At 68.9% G+C, this 18,525-nt stretch carries 11 protein-coding genes; 5 read left to right on the top strand and 6 right to left on the bottom strand.

The annotated features are described in order from the left end of the window. Window positions 1-98: 98 nt before the first annotated feature. Window positions 99-1,688: a signal recognition particle protein gene (ffh, locus tag AC1DBQ_RS14055; protein WP_476929083.1), complete on the bottom strand. Its 1,590-nt coding sequence runs from the start codon at window positions 1,686-1,688 to the stop codon at window positions 99-101. A 152-nt stretch (window positions 1,689-1,840) separates the two neighbouring features. Between ffh and AC1DBQ_RS14050 the strand changes: the two genes are divergently transcribed. Next, entirely contained in the window at window positions 1,841-3,229 is a 1,389-nt protein-coding gene (locus AC1DBQ_RS14050) for a glucose-6-phosphate dehydrogenase (protein ID WP_476929082.1), read from the top strand. Window positions 3,230-3,391: 162 nt separating this feature from the next. Here the strand turns inward: AC1DBQ_RS14050 and AC1DBQ_RS14045 are convergent, their stop codons facing one another. Together AC1DBQ_RS14045 and AC1DBQ_RS14040 are read right to left on the bottom strand one after the other, a co-directional pair. Continuing rightward, window positions 3,392-3,730: a P-II family nitrogen regulator gene (locus AC1DBQ_RS14045; RefSeq protein WP_018773460.1), complete on the bottom strand. Its 339-nt coding sequence runs from the start codon at window positions 3,728-3,730 to the stop codon at window positions 3,392-3,394. Next, complete coding sequence (locus tag AC1DBQ_RS14040; RefSeq protein WP_476929081.1) at window positions 3,727-5,091, bottom strand: ammonium transporter; 1,365 nt, start codon at window positions 5,089-5,091, stop codon at window positions 3,727-3,729. The genes AC1DBQ_RS14045 and AC1DBQ_RS14040 overlap by 4 nt, the downstream gene beginning before the upstream one ends. Window positions 5,092-5,433: 342 nt before the next feature. On the opposite strand from AC1DBQ_RS14040, the gene AC1DBQ_RS14035 reads away from it, so the two are divergent. Beyond that, window positions 5,434-6,708: an MFS transporter gene (locus tag AC1DBQ_RS14035; protein ID WP_476929084.1), complete on the top strand. Its 1,275-nt coding sequence runs from the start codon at window positions 5,434-5,436 to the stop codon at window positions 6,706-6,708. Between the two features lie 124 nt (window positions 6,709-6,832). Then, complete coding sequence (locus AC1DBQ_RS14030) at window positions 6,833-8,467, top strand: hypothetical protein (RefSeq protein ID WP_476929080.1); 1,635 nt, start codon at window positions 6,833-6,835, stop codon at window positions 8,465-8,467. An 88-nt stretch (window positions 8,468-8,555) separates the two neighbouring features. Here the strand turns inward: AC1DBQ_RS14030 and ftsY are convergent, their stop codons facing one another. From ftsY to smc, 3 genes are all read right to left on the bottom strand, one after another. Further along, window positions 8,556-9,770 (bottom strand): signal recognition particle-docking protein FtsY, encoded by a 1,215-nt coding sequence (ftsY, locus tag AC1DBQ_RS14025; protein ID WP_476929079.1) that lies wholly within the window; start codon window positions 9,768-9,770, stop codon window positions 8,556-8,558. A 109-nt stretch (window positions 9,771-9,879) separates the two neighbouring features. Next, window positions 9,880-11,562: an HNH endonuclease signature motif containing protein gene (locus AC1DBQ_RS14020; protein WP_476929078.1), complete on the bottom strand. Its 1,683-nt coding sequence runs from the start codon at window positions 11,560-11,562 to the stop codon at window positions 9,880-9,882. An 88-nt stretch (window positions 11,563-11,650) separates the two neighbouring features. Further along, on the bottom strand, window positions 11,651-15,340 hold the full coding sequence (gene smc / locus AC1DBQ_RS14015) for a chromosome segregation protein SMC (protein WP_476929077.1): 3,690 nt from the start codon (window positions 15,338-15,340) through the stop codon (window positions 11,651-11,653). A gap of 272 nt (window positions 15,341-15,612) precedes the next feature. Here smc and AC1DBQ_RS14010 point away from each other — a divergent pair, with 272 nt between their 5' ends. Next, the gene (locus AC1DBQ_RS14010) at window positions 15,613-16,635 is read left to right on the top strand and encodes a 3-oxoacyl-ACP synthase III (protein ID WP_476929076.1); all 1,023 of its coding nucleotides are present in this window, start codon (window positions 15,613-15,615) and stop codon (window positions 16,633-16,635) included. Then, window positions 16,629-18,525: alpha/beta fold hydrolase (locus AC1DBQ_RS14005; RefSeq protein ID WP_476929075.1), on the top strand; the 1,897-nt coding region annotated here is incomplete at its 3' end. The genes AC1DBQ_RS14010 and AC1DBQ_RS14005, both read left to right, overlap by 7 nt.

The following is an 18,525-nucleotide window of genomic DNA, read 5'->3' as shown; positions in this document are numbered from 1 at the left end:
GACGAAGACTACGCGCTGCTTGAACATGGTCTAACCCTATGGMACTTCAGTGCTGATGCCGCCGGCGACACAGCCCCGGCGGCATCAGMGTGCGGTGGCTATTTGCTGCCGCCGAGGAACTTGTCGAAGCCCTTGGGCAGGTTCAGCTGGGAGGGATCGAAGTCGCCGCCCTGCTGGCCGAACGACGCTCCGGTGGGCAGGGCCTTGGCGCCGGCCGCACGCCGGGCCTCGGCGTCGCGCAGTTCCTGCGCGGCCTTGGCCGGGTTGCCGGAGCGGGCCTTCTTCTTGGGCGCGGACTTGGCACCCTTGCGGGCTCCTCCCCCGCCGCCCATGCCGGGCATCCCCGGCATTCCGGGCATGCCGCCGCCGGCGGCCATCTTCTTCATCATCTTCTGGGCCTGGGCGAAGCGCTCCAGCAGGCCGTTGACCTCGGAGACGTGCACACCGGAGCCGCGGGCGATGCGGGCCCGGCGGGAGCCGTTGATGATCTTAGGTGCCACACGCTCGTGCGGGGTCATCGATCGGACAATGGCCTCAACCCGGTCGATCTCGCGCTCGTCGAACTGCTCCAGCTGCTGCCGGATGTTCTGCGCACCCGGCATCATCATGAGCATCTTTTTCATGGAGCCCATGTTGCGGATCTGCTGCATCTGGGCGAGGAAGTCGTCCAGGGTGAAGTCTTCCTGGTCGGCGAACTTCTTCGCCATCCGGGCGGCCTCGTCCTTGTCCCAGGATTTCTCGGCCTGCTCGATCAGGGTGAGGACGTCACCCATGTCGAGGATGCGCGAGGCCATGCGGTCCGGGTGGAAGAGCTCGAAGTCGTCMAGGCCTTCGCCGGTGGACGCGAACATGACCGGCTTGCCGGTGACCGACGCGACGGAGAGCGCGGCACCGCCGCGGGCGTCGCCGTCGAGCTTGGACAGCACGATGCCGGTGAAGTTGACGCCCTCGTCGAAGGCCATCGCCGTGTTGACGGCGTCCTGGCCGATCATGGAGTCGATGACGAACAAGACTTCGTTCGGGACGATGGCGCGGCGGATCTGGCGCGCCTGTTCCATCATGTCGGCGTCAACGCCGAGACGGCCGGCGGTGTCCACGATCACGACGTCGTGGAGGGTGCGCTTGGCTTCCTCGACGCCGGCACGGGCGACGGCGACCGGGTCACCGGCGGGGTGGTCAAGTTCGGTGGACGTGGCGCCCGGGTGCGGGGCGAAGACGGGCACGCCGGCGCGCTGGCCGACCACCTGCAGCTGGGTGACGGCGTTGGGGCGCTGAAGGTCGCAGGCAACGAGCATCGGGCTGTGGCCCTGGGCCTTGAGCCATTTGGACAGCTTGCCGGCCAGGGTGGTCTTACCGGCGCCCTGGAGGMCGGCCAGCATGATGATGGTGGGCCCGGTCTTGGCCAGGCGGATCCGGCGGGTCTCGCCGCCGAGGATCTCCACGAGCTCCTCGTTGACGATCTTCACGATCTGCTGGCTCGGGTTCAGCGCGCCGGACACCTCGGCGCCGAGGGCACGCTCACGCACGCGGCCGGTGAACTCCCGGACCACGGGCACGGCGACGTCGGCGTCCAGGAGGGCACGCCGGATCTCCCGGACGGTGGCGTCAACGTCCGCCTCGGTCAGGCGGCCCTTGCCACGCAGATTCTTGAAGGTTGCTGTCAACCGGTCAGAGAGTGAATTGAACACGCGCCGTGCACTTCTTTCAGTGGATCTACAGGTGGCGGCCGGTCCGGCACGCCAGCGTCGTGACTGGTGTTCGCCTGAACKAACCGCCTCGACAACGGGACTCKACTATCTAGGGTACCAAGATGAGCCTTCAGGATGGCATGCTGGCTTAGGTGACCAGCCAATTAACTGTAAAAACCCTCCTCATCCTGGGCGCCTCGGGCGATCTCACCGGCAGGCTCCTGCTCCCCGGGCTCGCCCGCTTGGTGGCCCGGGGCCGCGCCGACGGCCTCACGTTAGTCGGTGCAGGGTCCGACCCGTGGACGGCCGATCAGTGGCTGGAGCGGATCKAGGAGTCTTTCGCGGACGAGAACTCGCAGGCCGATACCGAGGGCAAGCATGAGCTGAAGCGGATCCGCAAGGAGAGCACGTACCACCAGCTCGACGTCACGGCCGGCGGGCAGCTCGCCGGGCTGCTGAAGGAGCTGGAAGGTCCCGTGGCCGTCTACTTCGCACTTCCGCCGCACGTCAGCCAGCTCGCGTGCGAGGCGCTGGCCCCGGAAGACGTGCCCGCCGGGACCCGGCTGGTGATGGAGAAACCGTTCGGCTCGGACGAGCAGTMCGCCCGGCACCTGAACACGACGCTGGCCGCGCTGGTCCCCGAGGACCACATCCACCGGGTGGACCACTTCCTGGGCAAGGCAACCGTCCTGAACATCCTGGGCCTGCGCTTCGCGAACACGTTCCTGGAGCCGGTGTGGAACCGTCAGTACATTGAAAAGGTCGAGATCGTTTTCGACGAAGACCTCGCCCTGGAGGGCCGGGCCCGCTACTACGACGGCGCCGGCGCCCTGCGGGACATGATCCAAAGCCATCTGCTGGAGATCATGGCGCTCATGGCGATCGAGCCGCCGGCGTCCGTGGACGAACGCGACCTGCGCGATGCCATTGCCACGGTGCTGCGCRCCAGCAGCATCAAGGCCCMGTACCGCCAAAGTACCCGCCGGGCACGCTACACGGCCGGTTCCATCGACGGCCGGAAGGTCCCGGACTACGCCAAGGAAACCGGGGTGGACCCGGCCAGGGACACCGAAACCCTCGCCGAGGTGCAGCTCGGGATCGACAACTGGCGCTGGCAGGGCGTGCCGTTCATCCTGCGTTCGGGCAAAGCGCTGGGCACCAAGCGCAAGGAAGCCGTGGTGACGTTCCGGCCGGTGCCGTATCTGCCGAAGGGTTTCAGCGGCGTGGACGCCCCCAACCAGCTGCGGATCGGTTTTGGCCCGGACACGCTGAAGTTCGACGTCGATGTGAACGGCCCCGGCGATGTCCTGAGCCTGGACCGGGCCACCCTGCAGGCCGAGCTGAGCGCTTCCGAGCTCCTGCCGTACGGTGAAGTGCTGGAGGGCGTCCTCACCGGCGATCCGCTGCTCTCAGTGCGGGCGGACACCGCCGAGGACTGCTGGCGCATCCTGGACCCGGTACTGAAGTCCTGGGCGGCCGGACATGTGCCGTTGGAGGACTATCCCGCCGGGACCTCCGGCCCGGAGGACTGGCCGGCCTAGACGGACGCAACACGGCCGCATAGTAGCGCGCAACCCGCTGGAGGCGACCGCAKAAACGACGAAGCGGGCCGGATGCCTTTTCGGGCATCCGGCCCGCTGTGTCAGGACCGCTGTGTCAGTGCCGCTGTGTCAGTGCCGCGTTCCGCGGCGGGGCGGGTGCAGCTAGATAGCTGCCGCGCCGCGCTCTCCGGTGCGGACCCTGACGGCCTCGAACACATCCATCGTCCAGACCTTGCCGTCGCCGGCCCGGCCGGTGTTCGAACTGGCGATGATGACATCGAGGATGTCGTCCGCCTGTTCGTCGGTGGCCAGGACTTCTACCCGGATCTTGGGCAGGAGGTCCACGTTGTACTCAGCCCCGCGGTACACCTCGGTGTAGCCACGCTGCCGGCCGTAGCCGCTGGCTGCACTGACCGTCAGGCCCTGCACACCGTAGGCTTCGAGACCTTCGCGAATAGCCTCCAGCTTTTCCGGACGGACGATTGCCGTGATCAGTTTCATGCCCCCACACTTTCCTTACCCGTTGCGTTCTTCTTGCCGTTGGACGTGACGTCCATCGGGGCTGCTGAGACTGCGTCTTCGCCCGGCTTGCCGGTGATCAGTTCGTGCAGCGGCTGGAAGCTGCCGCCGTGGCCGCCGACGCCGAACTCGTAAGCGGTCTCTGCGTGCAGGCTCAGGTCCACACCGACGACTTCCTGTTCCTGGGAGACCCGGAAGCCCATGAGCTTGTGGATCGGGAAGGCGATGATGAACGTCATCACGGCGGTGAAGACGATCGAGCACGCTGCGGCCAGGGTCTGGGCGACCAGCTGCGTGGTGCCGCCGCCGTAGAAGAGGCCCGCGGTGCCCTGGGTCGGGGTGGCCAGGAATCCGATCGCCACGGTGCCGACAACACCGGAGACGAGGTGGACACCGACGACGTCGAGCGAGTCGTCGTAGCCGAACTTGAACTTCAGGCCGACGGCGAGCGCGGAGGCCACGCCGGCGACGACGCCGAGGGCGATCGCACCGAGCGGGGAGACGTTGGCACAAGCCGGGGTGATGGCGACCAGGCCGGCGACCACACCGGAGGCCGCACCGAGGGACGTCGGGTGGCCGTCGCGGAAGCGTTCGACGGCGAGCCAGCCGAGCATGGCGGCGGCCGGGGCGGCCAGCGTGTTKATCCAGATCAGGCCGGCCTGCTCAACGGTCGCGGCGGCACCGGCGTTGAAGCCGAACCAGCCGAACCACAGGATGGCGGCACCGAGCATGACGAACGGAATGTTGTGCGGGCGGTGGTTCGGGTCCTTGCCGAAGCCCTTGCGGTTGCCGATGATCAGGACCAGGATCAAGCCCGCGACGCCGGCGTTGATGTGGACCACGGTGCCACCGGCGAAGTCGATGACCGGCGCGAACGTCTGGCCGAACCAGCCGCTGGCAGAGAAGAGACCGCCGCCCCAGACCATGAAGGCCATCGGGGCGTAAACGAGCGTTGCCCAGATCGGGGTGAAGACCACCCAGGCGGAGAACTTGGCACGGTCGGCGACCGCACCGGAGATCAGGGCCACAGTGATGATGGCGAACGTGGCCGCGTAGCMGACCTTAAGCAGGTCAGCCGGTTCGGTGAAACCGTGGAGACCGAAGTGGCTGAACGGGTTGGCGAAGATCTGGAAGAAGTTGTCCTCGTTGGCCGTGGCCATCGAAGCGCCCCACAGGACCCACATGATCCCGACGGTGCCAATGGCGACGAAGCTCATCATCATCATGTTCAAAGCCGACTTGGCACGAGTCATGCCGCCGTAGAAGAATGCTAGACCCGGGGTCATGAACAGCACGAGTGCCGCGGCGACCAGGAGCCAAACGAGACCTGCGGTGAGTTCCATGGTCTACGTCCTCTCTTGCTATTAGGTGCGGAGTAGTCCGCCGGTCCCAACGCATTATTTGCGTTCTACATCGAGTTTCGCGGGGCCGTGTTTCGCTGGCGGAGGATTTAGATTGCCGGGTTGTTACAAGAACCTCCCGGACGTAAATGGTGCATCTCACACTTGTTACGGTTATGTTTCATCCGCATAATCCCGCGCTTTAGGACCAGCAGCCCGCCGGCCCCTCTTCTCCCCAAGGACTAACGCACTATGAGCAAGACCTCCCGCCCCGCCGGCGAAGCCGCCCCCAAGCTGCCCGCCGTGGCGCACGGGCGTTCCCGGCTTCCCCGGGACATCAAGGTGATGCTGGTGGCGGCCTTCCTGATCGCGATCGGCTTTGGCCTTGTCGCGCCGGTACTCCCCCAGTTCGCGACCACTTTCAACGTCGGCGCGACGGCGGCGGCGGTGATCGTGAGCATCTTCGCCTTCATGCGGCTGGTCTTCGCCCCGGCCGGCGGCGCGCTGATCGTAAAGTTCGGCGAACGGCCCGTCTACGTTGCCGGTCTGCTGATAGTGGCGGCGTCGACGGCGGCCTGCGCCTTCGCCCAGGACTACTGGCAGCTCCTGATCTTCCGCGGGCTCGGTGGGGCGGGGTCGGTGATGTTTACCGTGGCATCCATGGCGCTCGTGGTCCGGCTCGCGCCGCCGAAAAGCCGCGGCCGCGTCTCCGGGGCCTACGCCTCGGCATTCCTGATCGGCAACGTCTGCGGACCTATCGTCGGCGGCCTGCTCGCCAACTTCGGCCTGCGCGTGCCGTTCCTTGCTTACGCGGCCGCCCTCGTGCTGGCGGCCATCGTGGTGCAGACCCAGCTCAGCCACGTCCCGGCCGCCTCGCGGGAGMCCGGCGCCACGGCCCCGGCGATGGAACTGAAAGACGCGCTCCGGGACAGCGCGTACCGGGCCGGCCTGTTTTCGAGCTTCGCCAATGGCTGGGCCACCTTCGGGGTGCGGATGGCGACGGTGCCGCTGTTCGCCGTCGTGGCCCTCGGCGCCGGTCCGGAATCGGCTGGCTGGGCACTGGCCGTGTTTGCGGGCGGCAACGCGGTGGCGCTGACGTTCTCCGGCCGGCTCGCGGACAGCCTCGGCCGCAAGCCGCTCCTGCTCGCCGGACTGGTGGTCACCGGCACGGCCACGGCGGCTATCGGGTTCACTCACCAGCTGCCCTGGTTCCTGCTCGCGTCCGCCTGTGCGGGGATCGGCTCCGGGCTGTTGGGACCGGCCCAGCAGGCTGCCATCGCCGACGTGATCGGCAACGAGCGTTCCGGCGGCCGCGTCCTGGCCGTCTTCCAGATGGCCTCTGACAGCGGCGCGATCGTCGGACCCGTCGTGGCCGGGCTGCTGGCGGACCGTCTGGGCTACGGCTGGGCCTTCGGCGTCACGGGCGGCATGCTGCTGGCCGCCGCCGCTGTGTGGCTCCCGGCCCGGGAAACGTTTGTCCGGCACACCGCGAACCGCGCCTAKCCCGGCGCGCCGGGGAACGCCGCAAACTGTATCCGGCCCGGGCCGCCGCGGCCAATCACCGCAGACGGTGCCCTGACACGAACCCGCTGGTCAGCGCCTGCCTCCGCCCTTGGCTAAGCTGGGGTCACTTGCCACAACCCTCCGGAGGTAATCCCCCATGGCCAGATTCGACTCTTCCCCCGGGAAAGCCGATAGCCCTGACCCAACCAACCCCGCGAATGCGGCTAATCCGGCGAACGCAGTGAATGCCGGAAAGAACAAGAAGCGCGCACGGATTATCGCCGGCACCGGAATCGTAGCCGTCCTCGCGGCCACGGCGGTGCTGGTTCCCCTGGCTCTCGGCGGCCCCACCCAGGCACCGCCGGCACCACCGGCCACCTCCGAATCCGCCCCGGCGTCCGGCCCTGCCGAGGTGGGGCCGCCGGTGACGTACTACCAGCAGGCGGGTCCGCCGGCCGGGTCACCGCTGGAAAAGGTTGAGCCCCTTAAGGTGGACGTCTCCAGCGACCTCGTGGGCACATCCCTKAACAAGKGCATGACGGGAATCTCCCTGGAGGCAACGGACTTGGCAGACCCTGACCTCAGCGCCGACAACGCGTCGATGGTCAAGCTCCTGAAGGAGATCGACCAGCCTGTCCTGCGCTTCGGCGGCAACGCCGTGGACCGGCGCTTCTTCTGGACCTCCACCGGCGAGGCCGTCCCCGCCGGCTACAAGGGAGACAAGACCCACCCGGTCAAGGCCGTGGGCCCGGCTGACCTGGCACGCGTGAAGACTCTTCTTGAGGCCGGGAATGCCTCGATCAGCCTGACGGTGGACCTGGGCCATTACGACCCGGCCCGGGCTGCAGACATGGTCAAGAACGCCTCGGAGATCTTCGGCGACCGTTTGCTCAGCGTCACCGTGGGCAACGAACCTAACGGCTTCGTCTTCAACGATGTGAAGACCGGCACCGGCTACAGCCTGGACCAGTACCTCCGGGAACTGAAAGACTACGCCAACGCCATCTACGCGGTGGCCCCCAAGGTGCCCATCTCCGGCCCGGGTGCCTATGACCAGAAGTGGTGGCAGCCGTTCGTCGATGCTGACCTCCCGCAGAAGAAGATCCTCACGTTCCATAACTACCCGCTGTACAGCTGTGACGGCAGCGACCCCAAGGGCTCGCCCACCATGGCCAACCTGATGAGCCAATTGATGCACGACCGCGCCGCCGATTACCAGAAATMGGCCCTCAAGGTCGGCCAGGACGCGGGCCTGGAGACATGGCTCCCGGAAACCGGGATCGCCGCCTGCCCCGGCTCGAACGAGACCTCCCGCACCCACGCCTCGGCCCTGTGGGCGGCAGACTATGCCCTCAACGCCGCCCAGCTGGGCATCACCCGGATCGGTTTCCACAGCTCCCTGCAGACCTGCAAGGGCGGCMCGCCCCTGTCCGCGATCTGCAGCGCCGGCGCCTACCCGTTCGGCAACGGCCAGATGTCCGGCCGGGCCAACTTCTTCGGCATCTCCATGGTGGCCGAACTTGAGGCAGGCAAGTTCATGAAGCTGAACAGCTCCGGCGGCGGGCTGGCGTTCAGCTACGCACTGCAGAACGCGGACGGCAGCACCAGCGTGGTGATCGTCAATGAAAACGACCCCGAAAAGGCCGCGCAGACCGACGTCACCCTGAACCTGCCGGGCAAGCCGGTGACCGGGACCATGACCCAGCTCAGCGGCCCCAGCTACAAAGCCGAKGACCAGACCGTGATCGACGGCGCCAAGTCCKAGCCGAAGCCCCTCGCCGAGCRTGCCACGGTGCCCGGCTTCGCTTACAAGTCCKGGACGCAGCAGTTCAAGCTAACGGCCGGAACCGTGACGGTGCTGCACTTCACGTACTAGCGACATCCCGCCGACTTCGCGCAGCACAACCAGCAGCAAAAAGTGCCCCGGTCCTCTGCGGACCGGGGCACTTTTTTGACGTGCGTGATTAGTTCAGCAACGCGTCGACGAACGCTTCGGCGTCGAACGGCGCGAGGTCATCGGCGCCTTCGCCCAGGCCGATCAGCTTGACCGGCACGCCCAGGGACTTCTGGATGGCGACGACGATCCCGCCCTTGGCGGTGCCGTCCAGCTTGGTCAGGACGATTCCGGTGATGTTGACCACCTCGGAGAACACCCGGGCCTGGTTGAGCCCGTTCTGGCCGGTGGTGGCATCCAGGACCAGCAGGACCTCGTCCACCTCGGCAAGCTTTTCGATGACCCGCTTGACCTTGCTGAGCTCGTCCATGAGGCCCACCTTGTTCTGCAGCCGCCCCGCGGTGTCGATCATGACGACGTCGACTTCCTGGTCGATGCCGGCCTTGACGGCCTCGTAGGCTACCGAGGCGGGGTCAGCGCCGTCGATGTCCGACTTCACGGTGGKGACGCCCACGCGCTGGCCCCACGTGGCCAGCTGCTCGGCGGCGGCCGCACGGAAGGTGTCGGCTGCGCCCAGCAGCACGTCCTTGTCCTCGGCGACGAGCACGCGGGCCAGTTTGCCCACGGTGGTGGTCTTGCCGACGCCGTTGACGCCGACCACCATCATGACGGAAGGTTTGTCGGCGTGGCGCTCCACGTGCAGGGTGCGGTCCATGGTGGGGTCCACGAGCTTGATGAGTTMCTCGCGGAGCAGGGCCTTGACGTGCTCGGGKTCCCGCGTGCCGATCACCTTGACGCGTTCGCGGAGCGCATCCACGAGCTGCATGGTCGGTTCGGTGCCGAGGTMGGCCAGCAGGAGGGTTTCCTCGACCTCGTCCCAGACGTTTTCATCGATCTTGTCCGCCGAGAGCAGGGCCAGGAGCCCCTTGCCCAGGATGTTGTTGGATTTGACCAGCCGCTCGCGCAGCCGGATGAGGCGCCCGGCGACCGGCAGCGGCGTTTCCACCGGTACGGTTTCCAGGCCGGCCGCGTTGTCCGGCACCTCGACCGTTTCGAGTCCTTCGACCTCGACGGCGCCCGGCGCCTTCCGTTCAGGCGCCGGTGCTGGCGCCGGACGGTCCTCCACAAGGGTTCCGGTTCCCGGGGCCTGCACGGGGTCGTTTGCGTCGCGCGTGCCGGGATAGGTCTTGACGTTCTTCCGGGTCTTCATGAGCACCGGGATCAGCGCGCCGAGGACCACCAACACAGCGAGAATGGGCAGAATAATGGGGAGGATGTCGTTCACTCCCCTAGCTTCTCACAAACCCTAAATGGGCCGTGGCCAGCGATTTCGTTCTGCTTGGACCTCTGAGCTGCTCAGACGTCGACCCCGCCCAGAGACGTGAGGTTGCCGATCATAGAAATGGAAGCACGAGGTCTTCGGGGATGGGCTCGTCGAGKGGTGGCGGCCAGCCAGGGTCGTCGGTGTTTGCGGCGGGGAATGGGTGCMCGGCCGTGAAGTGGTGCCAGTCGGGGAAGGGGTCCGGGGGCAGTTCCGGCTCGGGATCGGCGGGCACGCCTTCCGCCCGTGGGTCTGTGGCTGTCGCCGTGATCGGGATGTTGTCCGGCCAGCGGGGCGGTTCCCAGTCCTGGTGCTCGCTCGGATAATAGCGTTTTGAGGGCGAGGTCMAGCCCGGCGGGCTGGTTGCGCTGGCCCCKACKGGCTGCCAGGCGGAGGCGTGTTTGAGGCGGTGGTGTTTGCGGCAGGGCTGGCCCAGGTTGGCGATGCCGGTGGTGCCGCCGTCGGCCCAGGCCAGGAGATGGTCCGCCTCATTGTCCAGGGARTGGTTGTTACAGCCGGGGAACGGGCACCTGCCGTCACGGAGCCGGAGCCAGTGCCGCTGCGCCGTCGTCAGACGGTAACTGCTCCGCCCGATCTCCAGCGGGGMCCCGTCCCGGGGATCGGTCAGGACCCGGTAGAAGGAACCCGCGCCGCCGGCAACSAGGCGGCGGGCCATCGACGGCGGGATCGGCCCGTACCCGTCCAGGACGGCCGGTTCCTCGGTGACGCCGAGGAGCGACAGGACCGGGACGGTGACCAKGACCTGCGCCCGCGGCACCGGAACACCCCCACGCACACACCCGCCCGTCCCGCCGCTGACGAGTCCGCCGCCGGCTGTTCCGGCTGTGGTCCCTGTGCTGGGGCCGGTGCCGTTGGTGAGGAGCCAGGTCGCGGTAATGTCGGCGCGGAGCTGGGCCAGGGTCCGGGGCTCGTCCGGGCCCTGCAGGGCCCGGGCCGCGGCGGTGGTCCGTTCCCAGATCCCGGCCGCGGTCTCGGCCGGGAGCCGGGCCGAGAGCCAGGCCATGCCGTCCCGGTCCGGGACGAACTCGACCCGCCGGTCCGCGACGCTCACGGTGTGGCGTGCCTCGATGCTCTCCGGGTGGTGGCGTTCGCGCCAGGTGCGGGCCTTGGCCCGGAACCGGGACGGCACGAGCTCCCCGGCCGGGCAGCCGCGGGCCGGGTTCGGCGCGGCCGGGTCCAGGAAATGCCCCTCCAGCGAGGCCGCCCCGGCAGAATCCAGGCCRCTGGTTTCCTCGACGAGGATCCGGGCGTGCTGCCAGGAAATCGTCCCGGCCCGCAACRCCGCCAGGGATAGCGGGAGTGCCGTTGTCAGTGCCCGGGCCTCGGACAAGAGCGCCCCGGCGGTGCGTTCGCTCACGGTCAGGACACAGGCCACCTCCGCGACCAGCGCCATCTCCTGGACGGCGCGGTCCCGCACGGATCCCGCCGGCGGGGCCAGGAACCTGGCCGCCTGCGCGTAGTCGGCGGCCAGCTGAACCTTCAGCGCCGCCGTCCGGGCCTCCAACCGGGACACTTCGGCCAACCCGTCCAGCAACGCATCCGCCAGATCCCGCAACGGATCACCACCGGAGCCGGGCCGATCAGCACTCCGCTTGGCGGTGCCCGAATCAGGGCGGTCCGGGCCGTCGGAGCCGGACCCGAGCAAGGCAGCAAGCACAGCCACAGACGCGGCAACGGCCTCCACCGCCGCCCCGCTGTCCCCGCTGTCCCCGCTCCAAGCCGCCCTGCTTTTCATACCCCAAGTCTATGAAGGGGCACTGACAATTTTGATGGTGCTGCGGCGTGACTCCGGCACTGACGTCAGTCCCAGCTTGCCAAAGCCGTCACGCCAAAGTGGGAGGCCCTGGCTGGACCTCCGCTGTTAGCYGCTGGCTGATGACCGTGGAGACGCCGTCGCCGCGCATCGTGACGCCGTACAGGGCATCGGCCACTTCCATGGTGCGTTTCTGGTGCGTGATGACGATCAGCTGGCTGGATTCGCGCAGCTCTTCGAAGATGGTGATGAGCCGGCCCAGGTTTGTGTCATCGAGCGCTGCTTCCACCTCGTCCATGACGTAGAAGGGCGAGGGCCGGGCCTTGAAGATGGCCACCAGCAGCGCCACCGCCGTCAGGGACCGCTCCCCGCCGGACAGCAGTGAGAGCCGCTTGATTTTCTTTCCCGCCGGCCGCGCTTCCACCTCGATTCCGGTGGTGAGCATGTCCGAGGKGTCGGTCAKGACCAGGCGGCCCTCGCCACCCGGGAACAGCCGGGCGAAGACCCGCACGAACTGCCGGGAAGTGTCCTCGAACGCTTCGGCAAAGACCTTCTGGACGCGGTCGTCGACTTCCTTGATGATGTCCAGGAGGTCCTTGCGGCTGGATTTCAGGTCTTCGAGCTGGGTGCTGAGGAACTGGTGGCGTTCCTMGAGCGCGGCGAATTCCTCGAGGGCCAGCGGATTGACCTTGCCCAGGGCCGAGAGGTCGCGTTCGGCGCGTTTGAGCCGCTTTTCCTGTTCCTCGCGGACGAAGGGCTTGCCTTCACTAATCTCCCGGCCGTCCTCGTCCACCGGGGTGCGCAACGCGGCCCACTTATCGCCCGATTCGCTGGCCGGCACCGGGACGGGCTGGTCGGGGCCGTAGTCGGCCACGAGTTGGTCGGCCGTCAGCCCGAGCTCTTCAATACTCCTGAGTTCCAGCGCCTCGATGCGCAGCCGCTGCTGGGCGCGGGCGAGCTCGTCGCGGTGCACGGAGTCGGTGAGTTCGGCCAGTTCGCGGGCCAGGGCGTCGTTGCCGGTGCGGACCGCGGCGAGTTCGCGCTCCATTTCTTCCCGGCGTTCCTCGGCGCTGTCCCGCTCCCGGCGCGCCAGCTCCACGGAGACGTCGAGGAACCCGATTACCTGCTCCACGGCGTCGGCGACGGCGGCGGCGCGCCGGGCCTGGAGCCGCCGGCGGCGGGCCCGTTCCGCAGCCTCTTCACGGGCGCGGCGTTCAGTGGCGGCGGCGCGTTCCAGCGAGGTGGCCCGGTTGCGGGTGGCCGTGAGTTGTTCCTCGGCGCTCCGCAGGGCGAGCCGGGCCTCCATCTCGGCAGTGCGCGCCAGCGAGGCGGCCAGGGCCAGGGCGTCGCGGTGTTCCGGAGAGGGTTCCTGCTCCGCGGGRGCCTCCTGGGCCGCGGCGAGCCGCGCCGCTACCGCCTCGAGTGCCTCCTGTTCGCCGGCGATGTTGGCCTCTGCCCCGGCCAGGGACGCGGTGAGACGCTCACTTTCGCCKACGGCGCTGCGCAGCACCGAGTTGAGGTGGCCCAGGCGTTCGGCGACGGCGGCGAGCTTCGCGTCGGAGTCGTGGAGCTTCGCGAGGGCCCCGTCCGCGCGGTCCTGGGCTTCGGCGCGCCGGGACCGGGCGGTAGAGAKGGCGAAGCGGTTGCGTTCGAGGCCGGCGGTGACAGTGGCCAGCTTGGCGGCGGCGTCGTCGACGGCGGCCTGGACTTCCAGCAGCGACGGCKCCGTCGCGGAGCCACCGGTGACGGTCAATGCCGTGACGACGTCCCCGGCCCRGGTCACGGCGGTGAGCCCGGGATATGCGGCAATCAGGTCCGCCGCGACGTCGAGGTCGTCCACGACGGCGACGCCCGCCAGCAGGGCGGCCAGCGGCAGCCCGGCGGTATCGGGTGCCGTCACGGACACCAGTTCCGCGGCCCAGCGGGCTCCGGCGGGAAGCGATGTGTCGGCGGGAAGCGAGGTCTCGGCGGCCAGGGTGGTGCCGGTGCGCGGGGCGGCAGCAGCACTGGCAGCACTGGCAGCAGCAGCGGAAGGATCCGCGAGCAGCAGCGCGGCGCGGCCGGCGTCGTCCTCGCGCAGAAGCCGCACGGCGGCGGCGGCCGTCTCCCGGTCCCGGACCACCACGGCGTCGGAGGCGGTGCCGAGGGCCGCGGCGACGGCGGGCTCGAAGCCAGGCTCGACCGTGATCATGGACGCCAGAGAACCGAGCACGCCCGTGGCCAAAACTCCCGAGTCCCCCGCACMGAGCACGTGCTCGGAGCCGTCCTTCCGGTTAAGGCCCAGCTGGAGGGCATCGCGGCGGGCCGCGAGGGCGCCGCGTTCCCGTTCGCCCTCGCGCTCGGCCGCTTCCAGCTCCTCGATGCCGGCGAKGATGTCGTCCAGCTCCGCACTGGCGGCCTCGTACTCGGCGTCGAGCGATTCCTCGCCGTCCTCAACGCCTGCCACCTGTGATTCCAGTGCGGTGAATTCGCTGTGTGCCTGCCGGCGGCGCTCCTCGCCCGCTTTTTGCGAGTCGCGGAGGCGTCCGAGCTCGGCCTGGGCCGATTCCACGCGGGACCGTGCCGCGCCGACCTGTCCGGCGAGCCGGGCCAGGCCTTCGCGCCGGTCTGCGGCGGCGCGGAGCAGGGCCGCCAGCCGCTTGTCCTCGGCGGCGGCGGCCTGTTCGGCGGCCTGCTTGGCGGCCGTCGCGGCGTCCAGCGCCCCGGTGCGGTCTAGGATCTGGCGTTCCAGCCCGGCCTGCTCTTCGCGGACGCGGGCGGCCTGTTTCTCCAGCTGGTCCGGATCCCGGCCGGTGTCCGGAACCACATCCGCGGCGCCCAGCAGGCGGCGGCGTTCCTCGGCGAGCGAACCCAGGGACCGGAGCCGTTCGCGTCCTGTGGAAAGGGTGTACCAGTTGTCCCGGGCGGCGTTCAGCGCGGGCGTGGCCTCGGCGGCTAGCTGCTCAAGGACCGCCTGGCGCTGCCGGCCGGCGTCGAGGTCGCGTTCGACGACGCCGCGGCGCGCCTTGAGCGCCGACTCATCCGCGACGTCCCGGGCCAGCGCGGACTGCAGCTGCACGAGATCGTCGGCCAGCAGGCGTGAGCGGGCGTCGCGGACCTCGAACTGGACGGTCTGGGCACGCCGGGCCACTTCGGCCTGCTTGCCCAGCGGTGTGAGCTGCCGCCGGATTTCGCCGGTGAGGTCGCTGAGCCGGGATAGGTTGGCTTGCATGGCTTCGAGTTTGCGGACCGTCTTTTCCTTGCGGCGTCGGTGTTTGAGGATGCCGGCGGCCTCCTCGATGAACCCGCGCCGGTCCTCGGGGGTGGCGTGCAGGACCTTGTCCAGCTGCYCCTGGCCGACGATGACGTGCATTTCGCGGCCGAGGCCCGAATCGGAGAGCAGCTCCTGGATGTCCAGCAGCCGGCAGGYCGCGCCGTTGATGGCGTACTCCGAGCCGCCGGTCCGGAACAGGGTGCGCGAGATCGTCACTTCGCTGTACTCGATCGGGAGGGCGCCGTCGCTGTTGTCGATGGTCAGGGAGACGTGGGCCCGGCCCAGGGGCGGACGTCCGGAGGTGCCCGCGAAGATCACGTCCTCCATCTTGCCGCCACGCAGGGTTTTGGCGCCCTGTTCGCCCATGACCCAGGCCAGGGCGTCCACCACATTGGATTTGCCCGATCCGTTGGGGCCCACCACGGCGGTGACGCCGGGTTCGAATTCAAACGTTGTCGCTGAGGCAAACGATTTGAATCCCCGGACGGTCAGACTCTTCAGGTGCAAGGTACTTCGGATCTCCTGGCTGGCGGACTGGGCACGCTGTTGGGCGAAAGCATGATTCGGACGGACATGGATGKTCGGGGACGGCCCCGGGTACCTACAATCTACTGCGGAGCTGCGGCTATTCCGCGCACAACCCGTGCGAGGCCTCCGCAGATGCCGTAGGCGGCATGTGCGGAAACCTGCCGGCACCGGGCATAGTTAAGCTCTTGGGCTTGTGTTTGAAGGGGCAGTCAACCGCTGGAGCGCAGGACGGACATGAACAGGGGCTTGAATTGGTAGGGAATGCGACATTCCGGCACTACAACACCGCGTTGCTTTCGGTGAGCAGCGTCGAAGCTCCGACGATCGTCAGTTCCAAGGATTTCGACCACAGGCTGGCTTTGACCCTGCGGCGGCTGAAGTTCCCGCCGAAGCTGCTCGAACGGGTCGCCGGCATCACGCACCGGCGCTGGTGGGCCCCCGGGACATCGTTCGACGACGCGGCCATCGAGGCCGGCGCGAAGGCCCTGGCCGAGTCCGGCATCGAAGCGGCCGACGTTGGCCTGCTGATCAACACCTCGGTCACGCGGCGCAACCTCGAACCCTCTGTCGCGGTGAAGATCCACCATGCACTCGGCCTGCCGTCGTCGGCCATAAACTTCGACCTCGCCAACGCCTGCCTCGGATTCGTCAACGGTATGACCCTGGCGGCCAGCATGATCGACTCCGGCCAGATCAAGTACGCGGTGATCGTCAACGGTGAGGATGCCCAGGCCACGCAGGAGGCCACCCTGGCGCGGCTGYAGCGGCCCGAGACGACCCGCGAGGACTTCAACCGCGAATTCGCCACTCTCACCCTGGGCTCCGGAGCCGCTGCGGCCGTCCTGGGCCCCGCGGACCAGCACCCCGGGGCGCACCGKATCGTCGGCGGCGTGATGCGCGCCGGCACCGAGCACCATGAACTGTGCGTGGGCGGCATCGACGGGATGGCCACCGACACCAAGGGCCTGCTCGATGGCGGCCTGCAACTCGTGGTCGATGCCTGGAAGGAGGCACAGCCGGAGTGGGACTGGGCCTCAATGGACCGCTACGTAACGCACCAGGTGAGCAATGCCTACACCCAGGCCATCATCGACGCCATCGACCTGGACCCGGACAAGGTGCCGATCACGTTCCCGCACTGGGGCAATGTGGGCCCGGCCTCCCTGCCCATGACCCTCGCGGCGGAGGCGCAGACGCTCGTGACCGGKGACCGCGTGCTGTGCATGGGCGTCGGCTCCGGCCTGAACACCGCCATGGTGGAAATCGTTTGGTAACCGCCGACTGGACCGGCGTCGACCCCGAATGGTCGCGCGACATCGATGTGGCGTCCACTTCCGCCGCGGATGAGCCTGGAACCCTGCGCCGCTGGCACCTGCTCGACAACGGCGCCCAGCTCGCCCGCCGCGGCCTGGCTCCCGCCGGCACGCTGCTGTGCGTGCACGGCAACCCGACGTGGTCGTACCTGTGGCGGACCCTGCTGGCGGCCGGTTCCGACCCTGCGCATCCGTGGCGTGTGGTGGCCGTGGACCAGCTGGATATGGGCTTCTCCGAGCGCACCGGCACGTTCCGGCGCCTGGCGGACCGGATCAACGACCTCGGCGACCTCACCGCCGCCCTCGGGCTGGACGGGCCGGTTGTCACCGTCGGCCACGACTGGGGCGGCGTGATCAGCCTCGGCTGGGCCCTGGCGCATCCGCAGCAGCTMGCCGGTGTCGTGCTGACCAACACCGCCGTCCACCAGCCCCCCGGCTCACCCATCCCGCCGGCTCTGCGGCTAGCTCTGCACCCTGCCGTGCACCGCTGGGGAACGACGACGTCGGACACCTTCCTGCGGGTGACGCATTCCCTGGCCAGCCCGCCGCTCGCAGAGGATGTCMGCAGCGCCTTCATGGCCCCCTACCGGGGCGCCGGCCGCCGCGCCGGCGTGGGAAACTTTGTMGCCGACATTCCCGCGGACGCGTCCCATCCGAGTTTCCCGGCGCTCACCCGCGTCGCCGAAGGCCTGCGCAGGCTGAGCGTTCCGGCCTTGATGCTCTGGGGCCCGCGGGACCCGATTTTCTCCGACCGGTACCTCAAGGACCTCATCGGCCGGCTCCCGCACGCGAAAGTCCACCGCTTCGAGGGYGCCGGCCACTTGGTCGCGGAGGACCGGGACATTGCCGCCCCCGTCTTCGAGTGGCTTGCCGAGCGCGGCCGGGACAACGGCCCCGCGGACGGTCCGGTCCCGGTAAACCCGGCGCCCGAACCCCCAATGCCGGAACCCTCGACGCCGGAATCCCCGGCGCCCGACCCCGGCACCGGGCTCGCGCCCATGTGGGCGCCRCTTACCGGGCTGGCGGCAGGACCTCATGCCGGGGACACCGCCATCGCCGAGATGGCCGCGGACGGAAAAGTCGCCCGCTCGCTCAGCTGGCAGGAGCTGGAACGGAATATCACCGCCCTCGCAGCCGGCCTGCAGGAATCCGGTGTCCGKCACGGCAGCCGGGTGAGCCTGATGGTCCCGCCGGGCGTCGACCTGACCGTGGTCCTTTACGCCTGTCTGCGGCTCGGCGCCGTGGTGGTGGTGGCCGACGCCGGCCTCGGCACCCGCGGCCTGAACCGCGCCGTGAAGGGTGCGACCCCGGATTACCTCATCGGGATCGACAGGGCCCTCGCCGCCGCGTCGGTGCTTGGCTGGCCCGGCCGGCGCATCAGTGTGCGGGACCTGCCCGCCGCCCGCCGCCGCGTCCTCGCCGTCGAGACTTCCCTCGCCGCCCTCGCCCGCCGCGGAGCCACACTCAGCCCGGACCCGGGCCTGGCTCCGCACCCGGGCCCGGACGCCCCCGCCGCCGTGCTCTTCACCTCCGGCTCCACCGGTCCGGCCAAGGGCGTCCTGTATACGCACCGGCAACTGGCCGCAATGCGGGACACCGTGGCCGCGACGCTGGGGATCCGCCCGGGGGCACGCCTGGTGGCGGGCTTCGCACCGTTCGCCCTGCTGGGACCTGCGCTGGGAGCAGTGTCGGTGACACCCGCCATGGACGTGACAGCGCCCCGCACGCTCACAGCCCGCGCGCTGGCGGACGCCGCCGCGGCGATCGATGCCACAGTGGTCTTCGCCTCGCCCGCTGCCCTGCGCAACGTCCTTGCGACCCAGGGCCGCCTGGACGGTGCCGGCCACAAGG

This window comes from Arthrobacter sp. 10T413_2 (genome assembly GCF_056394205.1).
Note: the sequence above shows the minus strand (reverse complement) of the source record. Positions and strands in the feature narration are given on the sequence as shown.